The 15,898-nt window shown below is 33.4% G+C and carries 12 protein-coding genes; 3 read left to right on the top strand and 9 right to left on the bottom strand.

Annotated elements, in window-relative coordinates; genetic code table 11:
* Window positions 1–250: 250 nt before the first annotated feature.
* The gene (locus tag Q4Q35_RS09555) at window positions 251–2,101 is read right to left on the bottom strand and encodes an eCIS core domain-containing protein (protein ID WP_303277747.1); all 1,851 of its coding nucleotides are present in this window, start codon (window positions 2,099–2,101) and stop codon (window positions 251–253) included.
* 328 nt (window positions 2,102–2,429) lie between these two features.
* Between Q4Q35_RS09555 and Q4Q35_RS09550 the strand changes: the two genes are divergently transcribed.
* Window positions 2,430–3,029 carry a hypothetical protein gene (locus Q4Q35_RS09550; RefSeq protein WP_303277746.1) on the top strand — a complete coding sequence of 200 codons (600 nt, stop codon included), beginning with the start codon at window positions 2,430–2,432 and terminating at the stop codon, window positions 3,027–3,029.
* Window positions 3,030–3,102: 73 nt separating this feature from the next.
* Here the strand turns inward: Q4Q35_RS09550 and Q4Q35_RS09545 are convergent, their stop codons facing one another.
* The 6 genes from Q4Q35_RS09545 to Q4Q35_RS09520 form a co-directional block, all read right to left on the bottom strand.
* On the bottom strand, window positions 3,103–4,404 hold the full coding sequence (locus Q4Q35_RS09545; RefSeq protein ID WP_303277745.1) for a YHYH protein: 1,302 nt from the start codon (window positions 4,402–4,404) through the stop codon (window positions 3,103–3,105).
* Window positions 4,405–4,410: 6 nt separating this feature from the next.
* A complete protein-coding gene (locus Q4Q35_RS09540) occupies window positions 4,411–5,427 on the bottom strand; it encodes a hypothetical protein (RefSeq protein WP_303277744.1) in 1,017 nt (338 codons plus the stop codon).
* Window positions 5,428–5,564: 137 nt separating this feature from the next.
* A complete protein-coding gene (locus tag Q4Q35_RS09535; RefSeq protein WP_303277743.1) occupies window positions 5,565–6,260 on the bottom strand; it encodes a cyclase family protein in 696 nt (231 codons plus the stop codon).
* Between the two features lie 395 nt (window positions 6,261–6,655).
* On the bottom strand, window positions 6,656–8,125 hold the full coding sequence (locus Q4Q35_RS09530; protein ID WP_303277742.1) for a hypothetical protein: 1,470 nt from the start codon (window positions 8,123–8,125) through the stop codon (window positions 6,656–6,658).
* 262 nt (window positions 8,126–8,387) lie between these two features.
* A complete protein-coding gene (locus Q4Q35_RS09525) occupies window positions 8,388–9,164 on the bottom strand; it encodes a hypothetical protein (RefSeq protein WP_303277741.1) in 777 nt (258 codons plus the stop codon).
* Between the two features lie 242 nt (window positions 9,165–9,406).
* On the bottom strand, window positions 9,407–9,814 hold the full coding sequence (locus Q4Q35_RS09520) for a hypothetical protein (RefSeq protein ID WP_303277740.1): 408 nt from the start codon (window positions 9,812–9,814) through the stop codon (window positions 9,407–9,409).
* Between the two features lie 355 nt (window positions 9,815–10,169).
* Between Q4Q35_RS09520 and nifJ the strand changes: the two genes are divergently transcribed.
* Both nifJ and Q4Q35_RS09510 read left to right on the top strand, forming a co-directional pair.
* On the top strand, window positions 10,170–13,700 hold the full coding sequence (gene nifJ, locus Q4Q35_RS09515) for a pyruvate:ferredoxin (flavodoxin) oxidoreductase (RefSeq protein ID WP_303277739.1): 3,531 nt from the start codon (window positions 10,170–10,172) through the stop codon (window positions 13,698–13,700).
* A gap of 85 nt (window positions 13,701–13,785) precedes the next feature.
* Window positions 13,786–14,160 (top strand): HEPN domain-containing protein, encoded by a 375-nt coding sequence (locus tag Q4Q35_RS09510; protein WP_303277738.1) that lies wholly within the window; start codon window positions 13,786–13,788, stop codon window positions 14,158–14,160.
* A gap of 3 nt (window positions 14,161–14,163) precedes the next feature.
* On the opposite strand, the gene Q4Q35_RS09505 is transcribed toward Q4Q35_RS09510, so the two are convergent.
* Window positions 14,164–14,406 (bottom strand): NifU family protein, encoded by a 243-nt coding sequence (locus Q4Q35_RS09505; RefSeq protein WP_303277737.1) that lies wholly within the window; start codon window positions 14,404–14,406, stop codon window positions 14,164–14,166.
* A 3-nt stretch (window positions 14,407–14,409) separates the two neighbouring features.
* Window positions 14,410–15,546, bottom strand: coding sequence for an Mrp/NBP35 family ATP-binding protein (locus Q4Q35_RS09500; RefSeq protein ID WP_303277736.1), 1,137 nt, complete (start codon window positions 15,544–15,546; stop codon window positions 14,410–14,412).
* Window positions 15,547–15,898 lie beyond the last annotated feature (352 nt).

Raw genomic sequence — 15,898 nt, 5'->3', positions numbered from 1 at the left:
AGAAGTCACTTCGAGTGAAATTCTGGAAGAATTTTGTATCGAGAAGCTTTTTTAGTCGAAAATTTATTGGTTTTCGATACGATTTTTTGCAAGAATCACTCAAACTGACATAAATTTTCTTATCCGAGATTCACGTTATTTATCTTCTTTATTGGAAATTGTCAAATTTAAAAATTTGGCGACTTTCCAAAAATGCCCAAACCTTAGTGTTAGTAATGACTTGCGCTATTTTTTATAGCATTTTGTTATATTATTCTCTTGTATTTAGACTAATCATTTCATTGAGTATTTCTTTTGTAATTGTCAGCCATTCGCTGGGTTTATAACGTCCTCCCTTTTGCCCAGGTTTTTTCATGAACCGATTTTCATATACAATACCTTTTTGTCTATTATCCAATGGTCCAACGTCTTCAGGCCCAATTTGTTCCATGCCTCCACCTTCGGTAAACTCATCAGTTAATTTATCTTTACTCCTTTTTAATGTTGCGTTCATATAGTCCTGTGCTGTAAGATCTTCACTAATGCTAGTGTTGGCAGAGAATTTGTCATTTGTCGTTATACCTAGTTGATTTCTAATTTCTTTCCGAATTGTGCTTCTATGATCACTTTGGCTTAATAGTGTCTGTACATTTGCAGGAAGTTGTTTTCTGGCATCTGCTAAATCTGTTCGATTTAATATTGGCACATAATTTTTATTAAGACCGGAAGAGCTAGCTTTTCCGAACATTAAATTCATCATAAGCGCAGTTACAAAACCTTTTAAACTGGCTCTGTCTGTTTCAGTTAATGATACTTCCTCAGTAAAATGTGTCATTACAGCCGGGACATTTGTGTTTAGTAAAGTGTTTATTTTACCTTTCCAATCAAGAGTTTTGTCGCTCGATTTAGAACGATATTTATCGTCCGTTCTAATTTTGTCTAAAAAGGTCGGTAATGCTGTAATATCGATACCTGCGGTGTATTGAATACTGGCGTCTAATGATTGTTTAGCTGAACTACCTGTTTCGATTTCGAATTCCGACTGGTTGCGACCAATAGAAAAGTTACCTGCACCTTTAGAGTCATAGCTAACAACCTCACGCGATTTCTCCGACAACCATTCCCCTATGTTGTCTTCATACTGATCGCGAACTTCCGACCAGGTAGTTTCCTTGGTAAGGTTTTCAGTTTTGATTTGAATGGCCGTTGCGAATGCCACTAACTTATTGATTTGAGTGGTCAATTGACTTTCAGCGTCAACAGCAAATTCGTCAATAGGTGGAGTTACGAGTTCAAGTATGGTCTTATTACGCCATTTTTCGGGAATGTCTTTAGATTCGTGCGTACTATCTTCTATGATTCGCTTGTTGCTGTCGGCATCTATCCGAAAATCATGTTCATACTGATCATGATCATCCTCTAGAGTGTCTTCAGGTTCTGTCCCGACTTTACGTAATGGGTATTTTTTTACACCGCTTTGTACTAGAATTTCAAATTCAAAACCTAATTTTCTTTGGACAGTCTCTCCTGAACTCGACTGTACAAGGGGCAAACCCAGTGAAGCTTCAGATTGCAATGCCTTAGCTCCCATTAAATCCGCTTCCTTTTCTAATGAAGTATCATCATTTAAATTCACATTTCCTTTCATCTGTATCGTAGGCTTCACCCTTCCTTGCTTTTGCTGTACAACATGCCATGCTTCATGAGGCAAATGTTTTCCCTGTCCAGTTGCTAGATGAATATCAGTTCCTTGAGCATAAGCATGAGCTTGTAGTTGTGCTGGTTTATCAGAGTTATAATGCACTTTTACATCATCCATAGAGTAACCCGAAAGATTTTCAATCCCAGATTTTAAGTTGTCTGGTAAACCAGTGTTGTTTTCTTTCTTTTGAATCGGCTGCTGTTGTTGAGCAGAATAATCATTAGCCATTACCTGCAATTGAGCTGCTTGTTTTGTTTGTGGGCTATTATTAGCCATCTCTTGCAGTTTTCTTTGCCCAACAGCCTCAGGTCGGTTGTCTTCAAACTGGTAAGTTGAATTACTGTTACTCTGCTTCTGAGAAACAGCATTGGCAACCGATTGACTTTTATTCCTTTGTGTTTTGTCAGTGTAAGCATTCATGATTTTTCTTTTCGGGTTTTAGTCTATTCCCTATAAATCTATATATACACTAAAAGTGCGTTTATCCTTTAAATAAGGTTTGATATATACATCTTAAATATCTTTATGGAAAATCTAGACACTCAAATGTAAGAAAAATATTCAAAACTTTATTATGTAAGCTTATCAACTTTTTATTACTTCTAATCCGGATACTGCTAAAGTCTAAATCATAAATCACAACTCCCAGCTGTTTCCTAGTATGGTACCCGCTAGAAAATATTCTAGCCAGAGCCTTTAGATTAACATAATAAATATTAAGTTTGTTTAGCTTAATTGGATAAAGAACATGAGAAACTCACTTAGTATCATTCTAATTATTTTTTGTATGATGCCTATTTTTGGTCAGACCATAAAAACAGCTTCTGGAGATATTTCTGTGCTAGCTGGCGAAAAAGAACTGTCGGTCACTTTTGGGTATGATAATATGAACGTACATGGCTACCCCTCAGAGGCAGATTTTATAAAAGATAAGGTACGAATACGAGAAGAACATAAGCCCGGATTGGGTGAAAAATTTAAAGGTTCTTGGTTTGCAGATAGAGACACTGTATATGCACCATTATTTATTAAACACTTTAATCATGCAATACCTGAAAAAAGAAAAATTACAGTTTCAATAAACAACCCTAATGCAAAATATAATTTGCATATTCAAACATTGTGGGTTTATCCTGGATATAATGTGGGTGCTTCACAGCCATCTAAAATAGAAGTAGCTCTTCAATTATATGAAATAGCAAACCCAGAAAATATTGTTTGGGAGTCAAAATCACCAACACGTATAAAAGCTAAAGTAGCTCCTTATAAAAGAGAATTGAGAATTGGAGCTGCATATTCTTCATTAGCCATGAGCATGTCTTGGCTATTGAAAAAAAAGGCTAAGTAAAAGCGACAAGTCCATAGCAGATATACTAATTTTAATGGCGTTTCAGTATGTCACTTCCTGCTGGCGATAGTATTTATTTCCTACTGTAAGTGGAATTTGTAATTGTTCCATCTGGGTCTACAAATTCATAGTTGTAATTTCCATTACTGTCCCAACCATAATTTATTATATATACTAATGAGTCAATTTTATATGTTAAACTGTATTGTTGAGGAGCTGTATTTTTAAAATCGCTAATTTTTGCATCACGTAACGGTCTTAAGTCTGGTCGAACACCCCTAGTTTTTGCCTGTGGTATTATTTCGTTTTCAGGAGCTTGAGTTCGAGGATTTATTTCAACTTTCCCCTTCATTGCGGCAATTAAATAGGGGTATTCTTTTATTGCATGGTATTGATAAGTACTATCCGAAGTAAAACGTCCTAAATTTTCATCTAGTTGTTGACTAGTTTCTCCATAAACAGGAAAACCATCTAACGCATAGGCAATAGGTTTATCATTACCTACTTTAGATTGTAAATGTGTTGGTGCTAAGTGATAATGATAGTCGTCTGCCCTTCCACAATGTCCGCCCCATTTGTCTAACTCTCCTATGGCATTTGCATCTTCTCCACGATTGTTTAATGGATTGAAAATTGGAATTCCATTTGCTGCAATGGCAATGGCACCTTTCATAAAATTATCTTTCGTTGAAAGTGGATTTTCAGCCAATTCTGGTTGCAGAGGAATTGCCCAAGCATTGTTGCCAGAATAGTCATGATTAATGGGAACTTGTTGTTGCCAATTAGTGATACCTGTCATCATTTCGTGTTCTGGAATGCCATCTGATTCGATGTAAAAATACTGATCGTCATATCTAGTGTTTACTTTATCGAAAACACCAAAAACCGATTGTAAAAATGAAATATCATTGGCTGCCATTATAAAACCCTTTGTAGAATTTGTGCTTTTACATCCGAAAAAAACAAATACAGCTCCTAAAATGCTGTAAGTCAAAAAGCTTCTTTTTTTCTTTAAGTTAAAAACAGAAAATAGTAGTAATACTATTCCAATTAGCACTAACCAAATTGACTCATTACTACTTGAAAAGGCACTATGCTTATCTTGTATAGTATTCTTAGCATTTATCCAATTTACTCTTTCTAAAATATATTGTTGCTCTTCTTTTTTGAAGTCAGAATAATTAAAAGTCAAAACTTCGTGATTTTCATTTCTTAAATAGACCGTTTCATCTACTTTTTTTATAAAATCTGCTGTTATAGTTTTATCACTATTTACAAATTTCCAAACTTTTGTTGGTGTACCGTGACCACCTTTGTGAGCAAAGGCATTACTTGAGAAAATTAGAACAAATAAAAGGAAGAAGATTTTTTTCATTTTCATTTATTTTATCGTGTATCGTACTAAAACTTCATTGTCTAGTATCACATTAGTAGACCAAATAAATTTTGCATCATTTTCTGAATCATCAAAAATTGAAGTAAAATTGGTATATGCAGGTTTATTGTCTACTCCAATGGTTTGGTTGGTGTAAGTAGTCGCATTTGGCCAATTAGAATCATCAAAATTAGTCTTCATCCAGTCATTAGGGAGTTCCCAATGTAAAGCATAGAACAAAGCTCCATCTTGGCCACCATTTGTATCGCAATTTTTAGAATATCGGTAAGCCCCATCTTCAGATACACAATTTAAATTGGTAATAGGTGCTGTGTAAAAAGTCTGAGCTTTCCAATTTTCATTAGTTGTGGCAATAATATTGTTTTGTATGTCTTTAATTACAGCAACCATACCGCCATCTCCAGCATGAAAAGATTTCCCTCTATTAGGTTCACAACCTACACCAAGATGTTCTTCCCAGTCCACCAATTTCATAGCGATGGTAAATGGTTTTTGAACTTTAAACTTCACAACACTAGAATTGAATTCTGTAAACGGAACTTTATCTTTCCCTATAGGAACACCATTTACAAACATTTCAAAATAATTATCGGCAAAGATATAGGTAGTAAAAAGTTCTCCATCTTTATCAATTACAACTGTATTGGAATCATTAAAATTAGACAAAGCTTCTTGAGGTGTAGCATAGTTTTTCCCTTCACAAGAATTAAATAAGTCTGCTGCAAACGGAAAATTGTGATTTGTATAATTCGTTTCAGAAGGTACTATCCATTTTTTTCCATCTGTTGATGTGATTTCGCCTATATCAGTTTTTCTGCCACGCTCACAGCTATAAATGTTTTCGGCTATTGTTGTAGCTATTCCTTGGGTTAAGCTTGCTGTTCCATTATACTCTGTATATTCCGAAGAGTTTGACATATTATTCGATACCTTTTTCGACTTTTTATCTGTACAACCAAAGGTTAAGGTTATAATTATGAGTAAAATAAAATGGTTTTTCATTGATTATAATTTTTGTTATTTACATGACGACAATGTCTCGTATAAAAAACGTAGGGCAGGTGATAAACGATACATTTCGAATACCTTTTTTTAATTGCCCTATGCTTTTAACACGTTTGTTGCCCTCAATTTATTGTTCATTTTTCAAATATTGCAACAGCTCTAACTGGTGAACCTGTTCCTCCTTTTATTTTTAGAGGAAAACCTATAAATCTGAATCTACCTTTTCCAATTAATAAATGAAGATTTATCAAGTTTTCGTAATGTGTAAAATTCAATTCTCCACAAATATGATGAACTTCTTTATTTGATATTCCTGGAACTCCAGGCGACATAGTTTCAACTCCAAATGCAGATATTTTTTTCTCACCTAACCAACGAGCAGTTTTTGTTGAAATTCCTGGACCATTACTCCAATCTTTTCTATTAAAATTTTTCCGATAATGATCCGTATAAATCAATACTGTATCTCCTTTTTCTATTTTTAAACCAGCCTTTTCACAAGCTTTTTCTATTTCGTTGGGTTCAATTAATTCTCTTAGTCCTTTATGAGAAAAATCTAAACAGATTCCTTCTGTATAGAACATAGATAAAGGCATTTTGTCAATTGATTTCCCCTTATATTGAATAGCCATATGATTTATAGCATCAACATGTGTTCCCGTATGTTCTCCTAATTCTAATTTATGAACAGCAGGTGTTTTAATTTCAGGATTTTTTATGCCATTCCATTCCTCATGAGAATTATGAACCGTCATTTTAACTTGCGGAAGGTCTTTATAAACTGGCATTCCTTCGTAGATTTCTTGGCTTAAATCAATAATCTCTGTCATTCAATATCGTATTTTCATGTCACTCAATGGTTCGTATAAGAATAGTTGCAGGTTTTATGCAATTGCTATTCAAGCTACAATATATTCTTAACGAAAAAAAGGTTCGAGTTCGTATCTAAATTTTTATTGTTTATACGCTTAAGCAAATTTTTTAATAGTATTCAATATTTTACATTTTTCACTAATTTATTTTCGGTTGGTTCAGGTTCTTAAAGTTCAGTACTATCGTCTGATGAACAAGAAAAAATTAAGATGTTTAATAAAATCAGGGCTAAAAATAATGTTGTTTTTTTCATATGTTTCTGTTTGGTAAAAATTTTCAGGTAACGTTTGGTGTATGATTTTTAATAAAAAACAAATATTAACTTTGAAGTCTTGATAGCTATCGGAATTGGCTAGTGCTTTTCATAGGACACGTTGTTGTGTATAGTAATTGTTAATTTGTTCAATTCAATTTCCAATTGGTCAAGCGTGAATTCTTGGAAATTAGTAAGTTCAAAATCTTTAGAATCAGTAAATGATTCTCCAACTGCAAGTGTCGGTTTTCCATTTGAATAACTTATTCCAATAATCTTTATTTCTTTTCCTTTTGGAATGTTCTTAAAGACTAAAACTCCGTTTTCATAAGTACCTGTCATTATACTTTTTATGTCTTTGAATATTATCCGAATTTTGGTTTCTGTTGGGTTATTAGTTTTAACAATAAAATCAGTTTTCTCACTGTCTTCTATGTCCCAAAACCTATCACAATTTATCCAACCCATTTCTGTTGCTGAAAACATATAATATTCCAATGCATTAGGGTCAATTTTTTGAATAGCTTTATCTGTTAAATTAGAATATTGGTTTCTAAATTTCTGTTTAAATCTATCCCAATTAATGGAACGAGTACCCGAAACACTTAAATAATAATCCCAATTTGTTCTTACTTCTTCCTTGTAAGATTGAATATCAAAAGCAGGTGCAGATTTTAAAAATTCCTTTACAATTTTTAAGGCTTCGTTATTTTGTTTTCTTTCAGAATGACTTTCGGGACGGAAGTTATACATTATACCTTTCTTATTGATATAAAAATCGAAACCTGCTGTCCAGTTATTTTTGTAAAACTTATGAGCTATTATACTATCTATATTTGATGGATTTTCAATGTAATCTAAAATTGTTTGGTCACTATCTTTTAGTTTTAATTCAAAAAAAGTTGCTGTACTTCCAGATGACCAAAAACCATATTCATATAAGTCATCTGTCATTTCAATTGGATATTCAATTTCATATCCAATATCGTCTCCAATTAAGCCTAAACTATCAATTTCGGCTACACTTTCTTCTAACGATATTGTTTCAAAGAATTTATAATCGGGCACCCAAGTTTTTACCCTATCATTAAGTTTAAATTCATAGAACAAATCCATTTCTTTGTCTAATTCATTCTTTGGAAATCCAACGGCAAAAGCTTTACCTTTTTTTATAGAAAGTTTTTTACCATTTACTTCTGCATTTAGATATATCATTCCATTAGTTTCAAGTATTTTGTCTCCAGAAATAGTGTGAAGATTTTCGAAAATCATATCTGTAAGACTAAAACACTCTTTAATTTTTATTGTGATAGGTTCTTTTGGTTCAGTTCCGTCTGTGAATTGAAATGTATTCGCAGGAATGTAAATAGAAGTTCCTTTTTTGCCTTTCAAAACACTTTCTTGGTTTGCTTGAATTTCAAAGTTTTCAGTCGTTGCAGAAAGAACGGAGTCAATTTCGGTAATCGAATCGACGGGAATATTCCTATTCCTTTTTTTGTCAGAAGAACAATTTGTAAATAGCAATGAAGCTATTAATATTCCGAAAATTATGTTAATTGTTCTTGTCATAGTCTTATTGTGCACAACGGCAGTCTGTCTCAAAACTATTTTTACTTCTCTGAGAATCTCATATTTGAGATTTTTCAAAGATACCTATCCGAATACCAAAACCAAAATAAGAGGTTTTGAGATAGTCTGACGGTCTCGGCTATGAGTTGCGTGATTAAGTAACTAATTTAGTAAACAAAAACTTGCCAGCGGAAAATTCCGCAGGAATTTTCCAAGTAAGCACTTACCTAGCAATTAATAGGATACGCTGTTGCAGTAGTTTTTATTCAAATTCAATAATTTCTTTTCCATCATTTCTGATTTGAAACATCTTTCTTAATTTGAAGTTTTCTGAGTTTTCAATGTAAAATTTTAAATTGTTAAAACTTATAGTAGTCGTTCCATTTAGTTCATTAATCAGATCCTTTGCATATTGTTTTCTTTTTTCTATAAATTCATTCTCTTTTTTATTAATAAACCATAGCGTTGTTAATTCGTTGTTTTTAATATTAATAGTCAAGTCTTTAAACATTAATTTTTCTGAGTTTTGATTTATATTACTCAAATCAAATAGCTCACCAGATGAAAATATAATATTTGTGTCTTTATCAGTAATCCAGTCTTTTAAATGAATTCCTTGTTGGAAATTGATTTGGTCATTTAAATGAAGATGTACCAGTTCTTCGTATTTGAATTTATCTTTTAAAAAGTATAAATCAATAAACTTCTTTCTTCCATTATCATATAGTTGATACTTTAATTTACCTTTTTGATCAATGACTTTTTCAAATCCACAGTTTCTATCTCCATAATTGATATTCAGGAAAATCTTAGCATTTTTAAACTTAAGAAGCTCTCCTTTTTTATAATTATCAATGGTATTTAAACTATTTATGGTTTCAACTTTTCCTAGATGTTTAACAACAATACTTAAATTTTCATATTTAGTTTTATCTTTCTTTTCTTTTAAATCTATATGAATTTCAACAGGCACAAGCTTACTTGAACACCCAAAAATTAGACATAAAGAAAATAAAAGGGTTATTTTTCTCAGAATCATATTTTTTAATTTAAGTCTAAAATAATTCAGTTGATTATTTTATAAAAGTTAAAATGAGTGTAAGTGGGAATTCATTGAGTTAACGAGTTCCTCAAATTACTGCCAACGTGTTTGTGTATGATTTCGTTGCGTGGTTTAAGCACTAAAGTTAGCAAATAAATCACAGATAGAAAGTCCGCGAGGACTTTCGTAAGTAGGCTATAACTAGCAATGAATTATACACGGTGTTGGCAAATCGGTTTTTAATTCCATTCAACATTCAGTTTATTCAATTCCGCATTTAATTCCGAAAGAGATTTTTCTGCGATAATTTTTGTGTCAATTGTAAATTTCCTCAAATCGGTTTTCAGAATATATTTTTTCGGTTTCTTTTCAACCCGTTTTATTTCCGACATTTTTAGTGGTTTGTGAAATAAAGAGTTTTTTGAAATCACACCATTTTCCAAAGTCAGATATTGTTTTCTTTTCCGATAAAAAAGTCCATAAATAAAAATAATAGCTAATATTAAAAACCACGTATTTGTCCATTCAAATTGTTCAGGTTCAAATATTTTAAATAAACCCATAATAATCCAAGCAATTCCAAAAAACAAACCTATAGTTTGTCTTTCACGTTTGTTTTTATATTCTATTGTCAATCTTTCGTTCAATTCGTGTTTTTTATTCGATTCTTTTTTCAGCTTTAAAGTTCTTTAGAAAGATAAAAAGTTAATTGTATTTCGATTTTTATTGGTTTGGTTAACTGTTTGCCAACTTGTTATATATACACTAAAAGTGCGTTTATCCCTTAAATTAAGGTTTGATATACACCCCTTAATTATCTTTATCTAAATCCAGAACACTCAAATCTAAGAAAAATCTTATTATGTAAGCTTGTCAACTTTTTTTAACACTTCTAAATAAATCACAACTCTTTATTATTAACATGGTTACCTGACATAAATCATAGAATATGAGATGTTTAGTTTATAACTTCACAAATATTTCGTTAAAATTTTATATATTATGAAAAGCGATAACTCAAAATTAATTTGCGACGCCAATGAAGCTGTAGCAAGAATAGCCCACAAAACGAATGAGGTTTGTGCCATTTATCCAATAACCCCAGCATCCCCTATGGGAGAACATGTTGATGTATTTAGCTCTAAAGGAGAAACAAACATTTGGGGAAATATACCAAGAATCGTAGAAATGCAAAGTGAAGGTGGTGCCGCAGGAGCTGTTCATGGTTCCTTGCAAGCTGGCGCTTTAACCACAACCTTTACAGCTTCACAAGGGTTACTGCTTATGATTCCTAATATGTATAAAATGGCAGGTGAATTATTACCTTCCGTAATACATGTTGCCGCCAGAACCGTTGCAACACATGCGCTTTCTATTTTTGGCGATCATTCTGATGTTATGGCAGCCAGGCAAACAGGGTTTTCCATGTTATTTGGAGGGTCTGTGCAAGAAGCTTCCGATTTTGCCCTTATATCGCAGGTAGCAACTTTAAAATCCAGAGTGCCCTTTCTAAATATTTTCGATGGTTTTAGAACCTCACATGAAATTTCTAAAATCGATTCAATTAGCGATGATGTTATTAAAGCCATGATGCCCGAAGATAAGATTTTAGAGCACAAAAAACGCTCGCTAGACCCGGACCATCCGGTAATAAGAGGGACCTCGCAAAATCCGGATGTATTCTTTCAAGCCAGAGAAGCTGCCAATACATTTTACGAAAAAGTACCGGACATTGTTGAAACTACTATGGACGAATTCTACAAACATACCGGACGCAGATATAGTTTATTTTATTATGAAGGTCATCCAGAAGCAGAACGTGTTATTATACTCATGGGGTCTGGCGAAGGCGCAGCAAGAGAAACCGTTGAAACTATGGTAAACAACGGGGAAAAAGTAGGCGTCTTATTTGTTCGTTTATTTAGACCGTTCTCTATTAAACACTTTGTTAATGAATTACCAGAAACCGTTAAAAAAATAGCCGTTCTCGATAGAACTAAAGAACCGGGAAGTGTTGGCGAACCGCTATACCAAGATATCATTACAGCTCTAAATGAAAGCGATAGAGACATGCCTATTGTGGTTGGTGGGCGCTATGGTTTATCTTCAAAAGAGTTTACACCGCAAATGGTAAAAGGGGTTTATGACGAATTATTAGACGATGTCCCTAAAAACCATTTTACTATTGGTATTAATGATGATGTGACCTTTACAAGTTTACCAATCGACACATCGTTTAAAACAGAAAGCCATACGATTAATTGTATGTTCTATGGATTAGGGTCAGACGGTACCGTAGGCGCTAACAAGAATTCTATTAAAATTATTGGAAACACCACAGATAATTTTGTACAGGGGTACTTTGTGTACGACTCTAAAAAAGCCGGAGCACAAACCATTTCCCATTTACGTTTTGGTCCGAAACCAATCTATTCCTCATATTTAATTGATAAAGCAGATTTTATTGCCAGTCATCAATTCAATTTTATAGAAAAATATAACATGGTTGCAGATTTAAAGCATGGTGGAACCTTTTTATTAAACGCTCCCTACTCTAAAAATGATATATGGAACCATCTCCCTAAAAAAACACAAAAAGAAATTATTGATAAAGAGGCTAATTTTTATATCGTGGATGCGAGTAAAGTAGCTGCTGAATCTCATCTAGGTAAACGTACCAATACGGTATTACAAACATGTTTCTTTGCCATTTCTGGCATTCTTCCAAAAGAGGAAGCTATTCAACGAATTAAAGATGCCATTGTAAAATCTTACTCCCACAAAGGAGAAAGAACTGTTAAAATGAACTTTACAGCTGTAGACAATGCGCTTGCAAATCTTGAAAAAGTAGATTATCCCAAAAAGGCTACTAGCGAAAAGCATATACAAACTGCCATGCACCATGCTCCTGAAGGATTTATTAAAGAGGTCTTAGAAAAAATCCTTGGTGGTTTTGGAGATGAACTTCCTGTAAGTGCATTTCCAGTGGATGGCACATTTCCAACAGGAACAACACAATACGAAAAAAGTGGTATTGCCGACAATGTTCCGGTTTGGGACGATGTAGATTTATGTACGCAATGTAATAAGTGTGTTGCTATTTGTCCGCATGCTGCCATAAGAGCAAAAGTTGTTAGAAATGATGAGTTCTCTGATGCTCCATTATCATTAAAATATGTACCAGCCAAAGGAAGACCTTTTAATAAAGATGAAGAATCTTATGTGCTTCAGGTGTCACCTCAAGACTGCACTGGTTGTGATCTTTGCGTTGCTGTTTGTCCAGCTGTAAGTAAAGAACACCCAGACTTTAAATCTATCAATATGCATAAAAAGCTTGAAGTTGAAGCAGAAGAGGACGTGAACTGGGATTATTTTGTTAAACTACCCGATTACAACAGAACAGAATTACAAATTACAAACGTAAAAGGATCACAGTTCTTAGACCCTCTATTTGAATTCTCTGGCGCATGTTCCGGTTGTGGCGAAACACCATACATCAAATTATTAACCCAATTGTACGGAGATAGCATTTTAATAGCAAACGCAACAGGGTGCTCCTCTATTTATGGCGGTAATTTACCAACAACACCATATAAAACCAATGCGTTTGGCAGAGGTCCTGCTTGGGCTAACTCCTTATTTGAAGACAATGCAGAATTTGGCTTAGGTATGAAATTAGCCTTAAGCAAGAAACAAGAAATTGCAGTAGGCCTACTTAAATCTATTGAAAAAGATGTTGGAACAGCATTGATTGATGCTATTCTTAACAATCCTGAAAAAACCGAAACAGAAAAAGCAGAAAACTTTAAAAATCTTGATAAGTTAAAAATCAAGCTTGCAAGTATCAATAATGAAAACGCTAAAAAATTGGCTCAATTAACTGAATATCTACGTAAAAAATCTGTATGGATTATAGGTGGTGATGGTTGGGCTTACGATATAGGCTATGGTGGTGTAGATCATATTTTGGCTTCTGGAGAAAACATTAATATTATGGTGTTAGATACCGAGGTTTACTCTAATACCGGCGGACAAACGTCTAAAGCAACACCTTTAGGAGCTAGTGCAAAATTCTCTGTATCTGGTAAACGGACTAGCAAAAAAAGTTTAGCACTTCAAGCTGTTTCTTATGAAAATGTGTATGTGGCCCAAATTGCAATTGGTGCTAAAGACCTTCAAACGCTTAAAGCTATTGAAGAAGCTGAAGCGTATCCCGGACCATCTATTATAATTGCGTACTCACATTGTGGTGAACATGGTTATGATCTTGCTGATGGTGCTTTACAGCAAGAAAAAGCTGTAGAAAGCGGTTATTGGCCATTATTTAGATTTGATCCGTCTAAACCTAAAGGGAAGAAGTTTAAATTAGATTCTAAAGCGCCTTCAATACCGCTTAAAGATTTTATGTATAACGAAACGCGTTTTTCCAGAGTGGCTAAAGACGATGCCGAACTTGGAGCTAAACTTTTAGAACAAGCTCAAGCAGAGGTTAACTCAAAATGGGAACGCTTAGAACTTTACAGAGATATGTAAATATCCTGATGTCTTAAAATATATCTCTATGTTATCTCATTTAACATAGAGAGAGGATAACGTTTAAGTGAATTTAATATTTATTATGGAAAATGAAGCCATTAAGCATTTTTTAAATGCTTCTCAAAAACTAGATCAGGCAAATAAAGAGCTTTTTAAGCCAGAAGAAGACATTGTATCTTATTTGGTTTGTAAAAATTCTCAATATGCCATTGAAAATTATTTAAAAGGCTATCTTATAAAAAATAATGTGGATCCCAGCAATTACAAAACAATTGATAGTCTTTACAAACAATGTATCATAATTAATAAAAAATTTGAAAAAATAGACTTGTCAGATTTTAATTGTAGCACTAAAAATACAGAGTCTGTATATTGCAATAAAATATCAAAAGTTAGTAGCTGTTTTGAAATAGCTGATAATTTAGATACATTCCTAAGAAGAGAAAAAATTATCTAAATTTTATTCAATATTTACAACCTCCTCTACTTGAGGCACATACTTTTTTATCGTCATTTCAACACCAGATTTTAGTGTCATTTGGTTAACACTACAACCAACACAAGCACCATGAAGTTGTACCTTTACTAGTGTATCATTATTTTCTATAGACAATAATGATATATCTCCGCCATCACTTTGTAAAAACGGACGGATTTCATCTAGGGCTTTTTCAATATTTAATTTTACTTCTTCTGTTGTCATAGCTTACTTTTTAACTGCTGAACAACCAGCCATTGTTGTAATTTTAATTGCTTCTGTAGGGGGCAAGTCTTCATGTCGTCTTACTACTTCTTCAACAATATTTCGTGTTAATTCTTCAAACGCTTGTTCTAAAGAAGTTCCTGTTTGTAATGCTGCCGGACGACCAACATCTCCAGCTTCTCTTATACTTTGTATTAATGGTAATTCTCCTAAAAATCGAACTTTTAAGTCTTCGGCTAAATTTTTAGCACCTTCTTTTCCAAAGATATAATATTTATTATCAGGTAGTTCTTCTGGTGTAAAATATGACATATTTTCTACAATTCCTAGTACTGGCACATTAATGCTTTCTTGTTGGAACATAGCAACGCCCTTCTTCGCATCGGCTAAAGCCACATTTTGGGGTGTACTAACAACTACAGCTCCTGTTATAGGAAGTGATTGCATAATACTTAAATGAATATCGCCTGTTCCCGGTGGCAGATCTAATAATAAGAAATCTATCTCTCCCCAATGCGCATCAAAAATCATTTGATTTAAGGCTTTTGCCGCCATGGGACCTCTCCAAACAACGGCTTGATTAGGTTGCGTAAAAAACCCAATAGACAATACCTTAACACCGTAATTTTCTATTGGCTTCATTTTAGATTTTCCTTCAATGTTAACTGCTAAAGGTTTTTCTGCCTCAACATCAAACATAATAGGAATAGATGGCCCATAAATATCGGCATCTAAAACGCCCACTTTAAAACCCATTTTAGCTAAACTAACTGCTAAATTTGCTGTTACTGTAGATTTACCTACACCGCCTTTTCCAGACGCTACGGCCACTATATTTTGAATTCCGGGTATTGGGTTCCCTTTAATAACATTTGCTTTTGGCTTTTCGGGAGCATCTACTTTTACATTTACTGTTATTTTAGCTTTTTCGTAAACCTGCTCATGAATCGTTTTTAGAATATCTACTTCGGTACGTTTCTTTGCTTGTAAACTAGGGTTTTTAATAGTAATATCTACAATAACCTCATCTCCAAAAGTAATTACATTTGTTACAGCACCACTTTCAACCATATTTTGCCCTTCTCCCGGAACCGTAATAGATTTTAGTGCTTTTAATATATCTTGTTTGTTAAGTTTCATTACCTATTTAGATTTATTCTAAGGCACAAAGATATGCAATAAAGCTGTAAGACTAAAGGCTTAAGCCAGAAGTTTTGTTTATAGGAACATTGGGATTTATTATAATATGAATTTGTATTTATTTGTAAGTTTTTGAAACATTAAAAAATAACAAAGGCTGTAAGTTTTAAAACAAAATAATTGACTAAACCACTCCTATGGACTGGAAGTCCATAGGTTCGTTTTGGCAGACTGAAAGTCTGCTTCGTGAAATATGGTAAAACTGAATTCGTGTGAATTCGTGAAATTCGTGTCAAAAGTTTTTAGAAGCTGAAAGCGACATGCACTAAAGTACATAGTTTTAACTCCATTT

The sequence above is a fragment of the Flavivirga aquimarina genome, from assembly GCF_030540835.1.
GTDB classification, from domain to species: domain Bacteria; phylum Bacteroidota; class Bacteroidia; order Flavobacteriales; family Flavobacteriaceae; genus Flavivirga; species Flavivirga aquimarina.
This window is presented reverse-complemented; position numbering and strand designations above follow the sequence as displayed.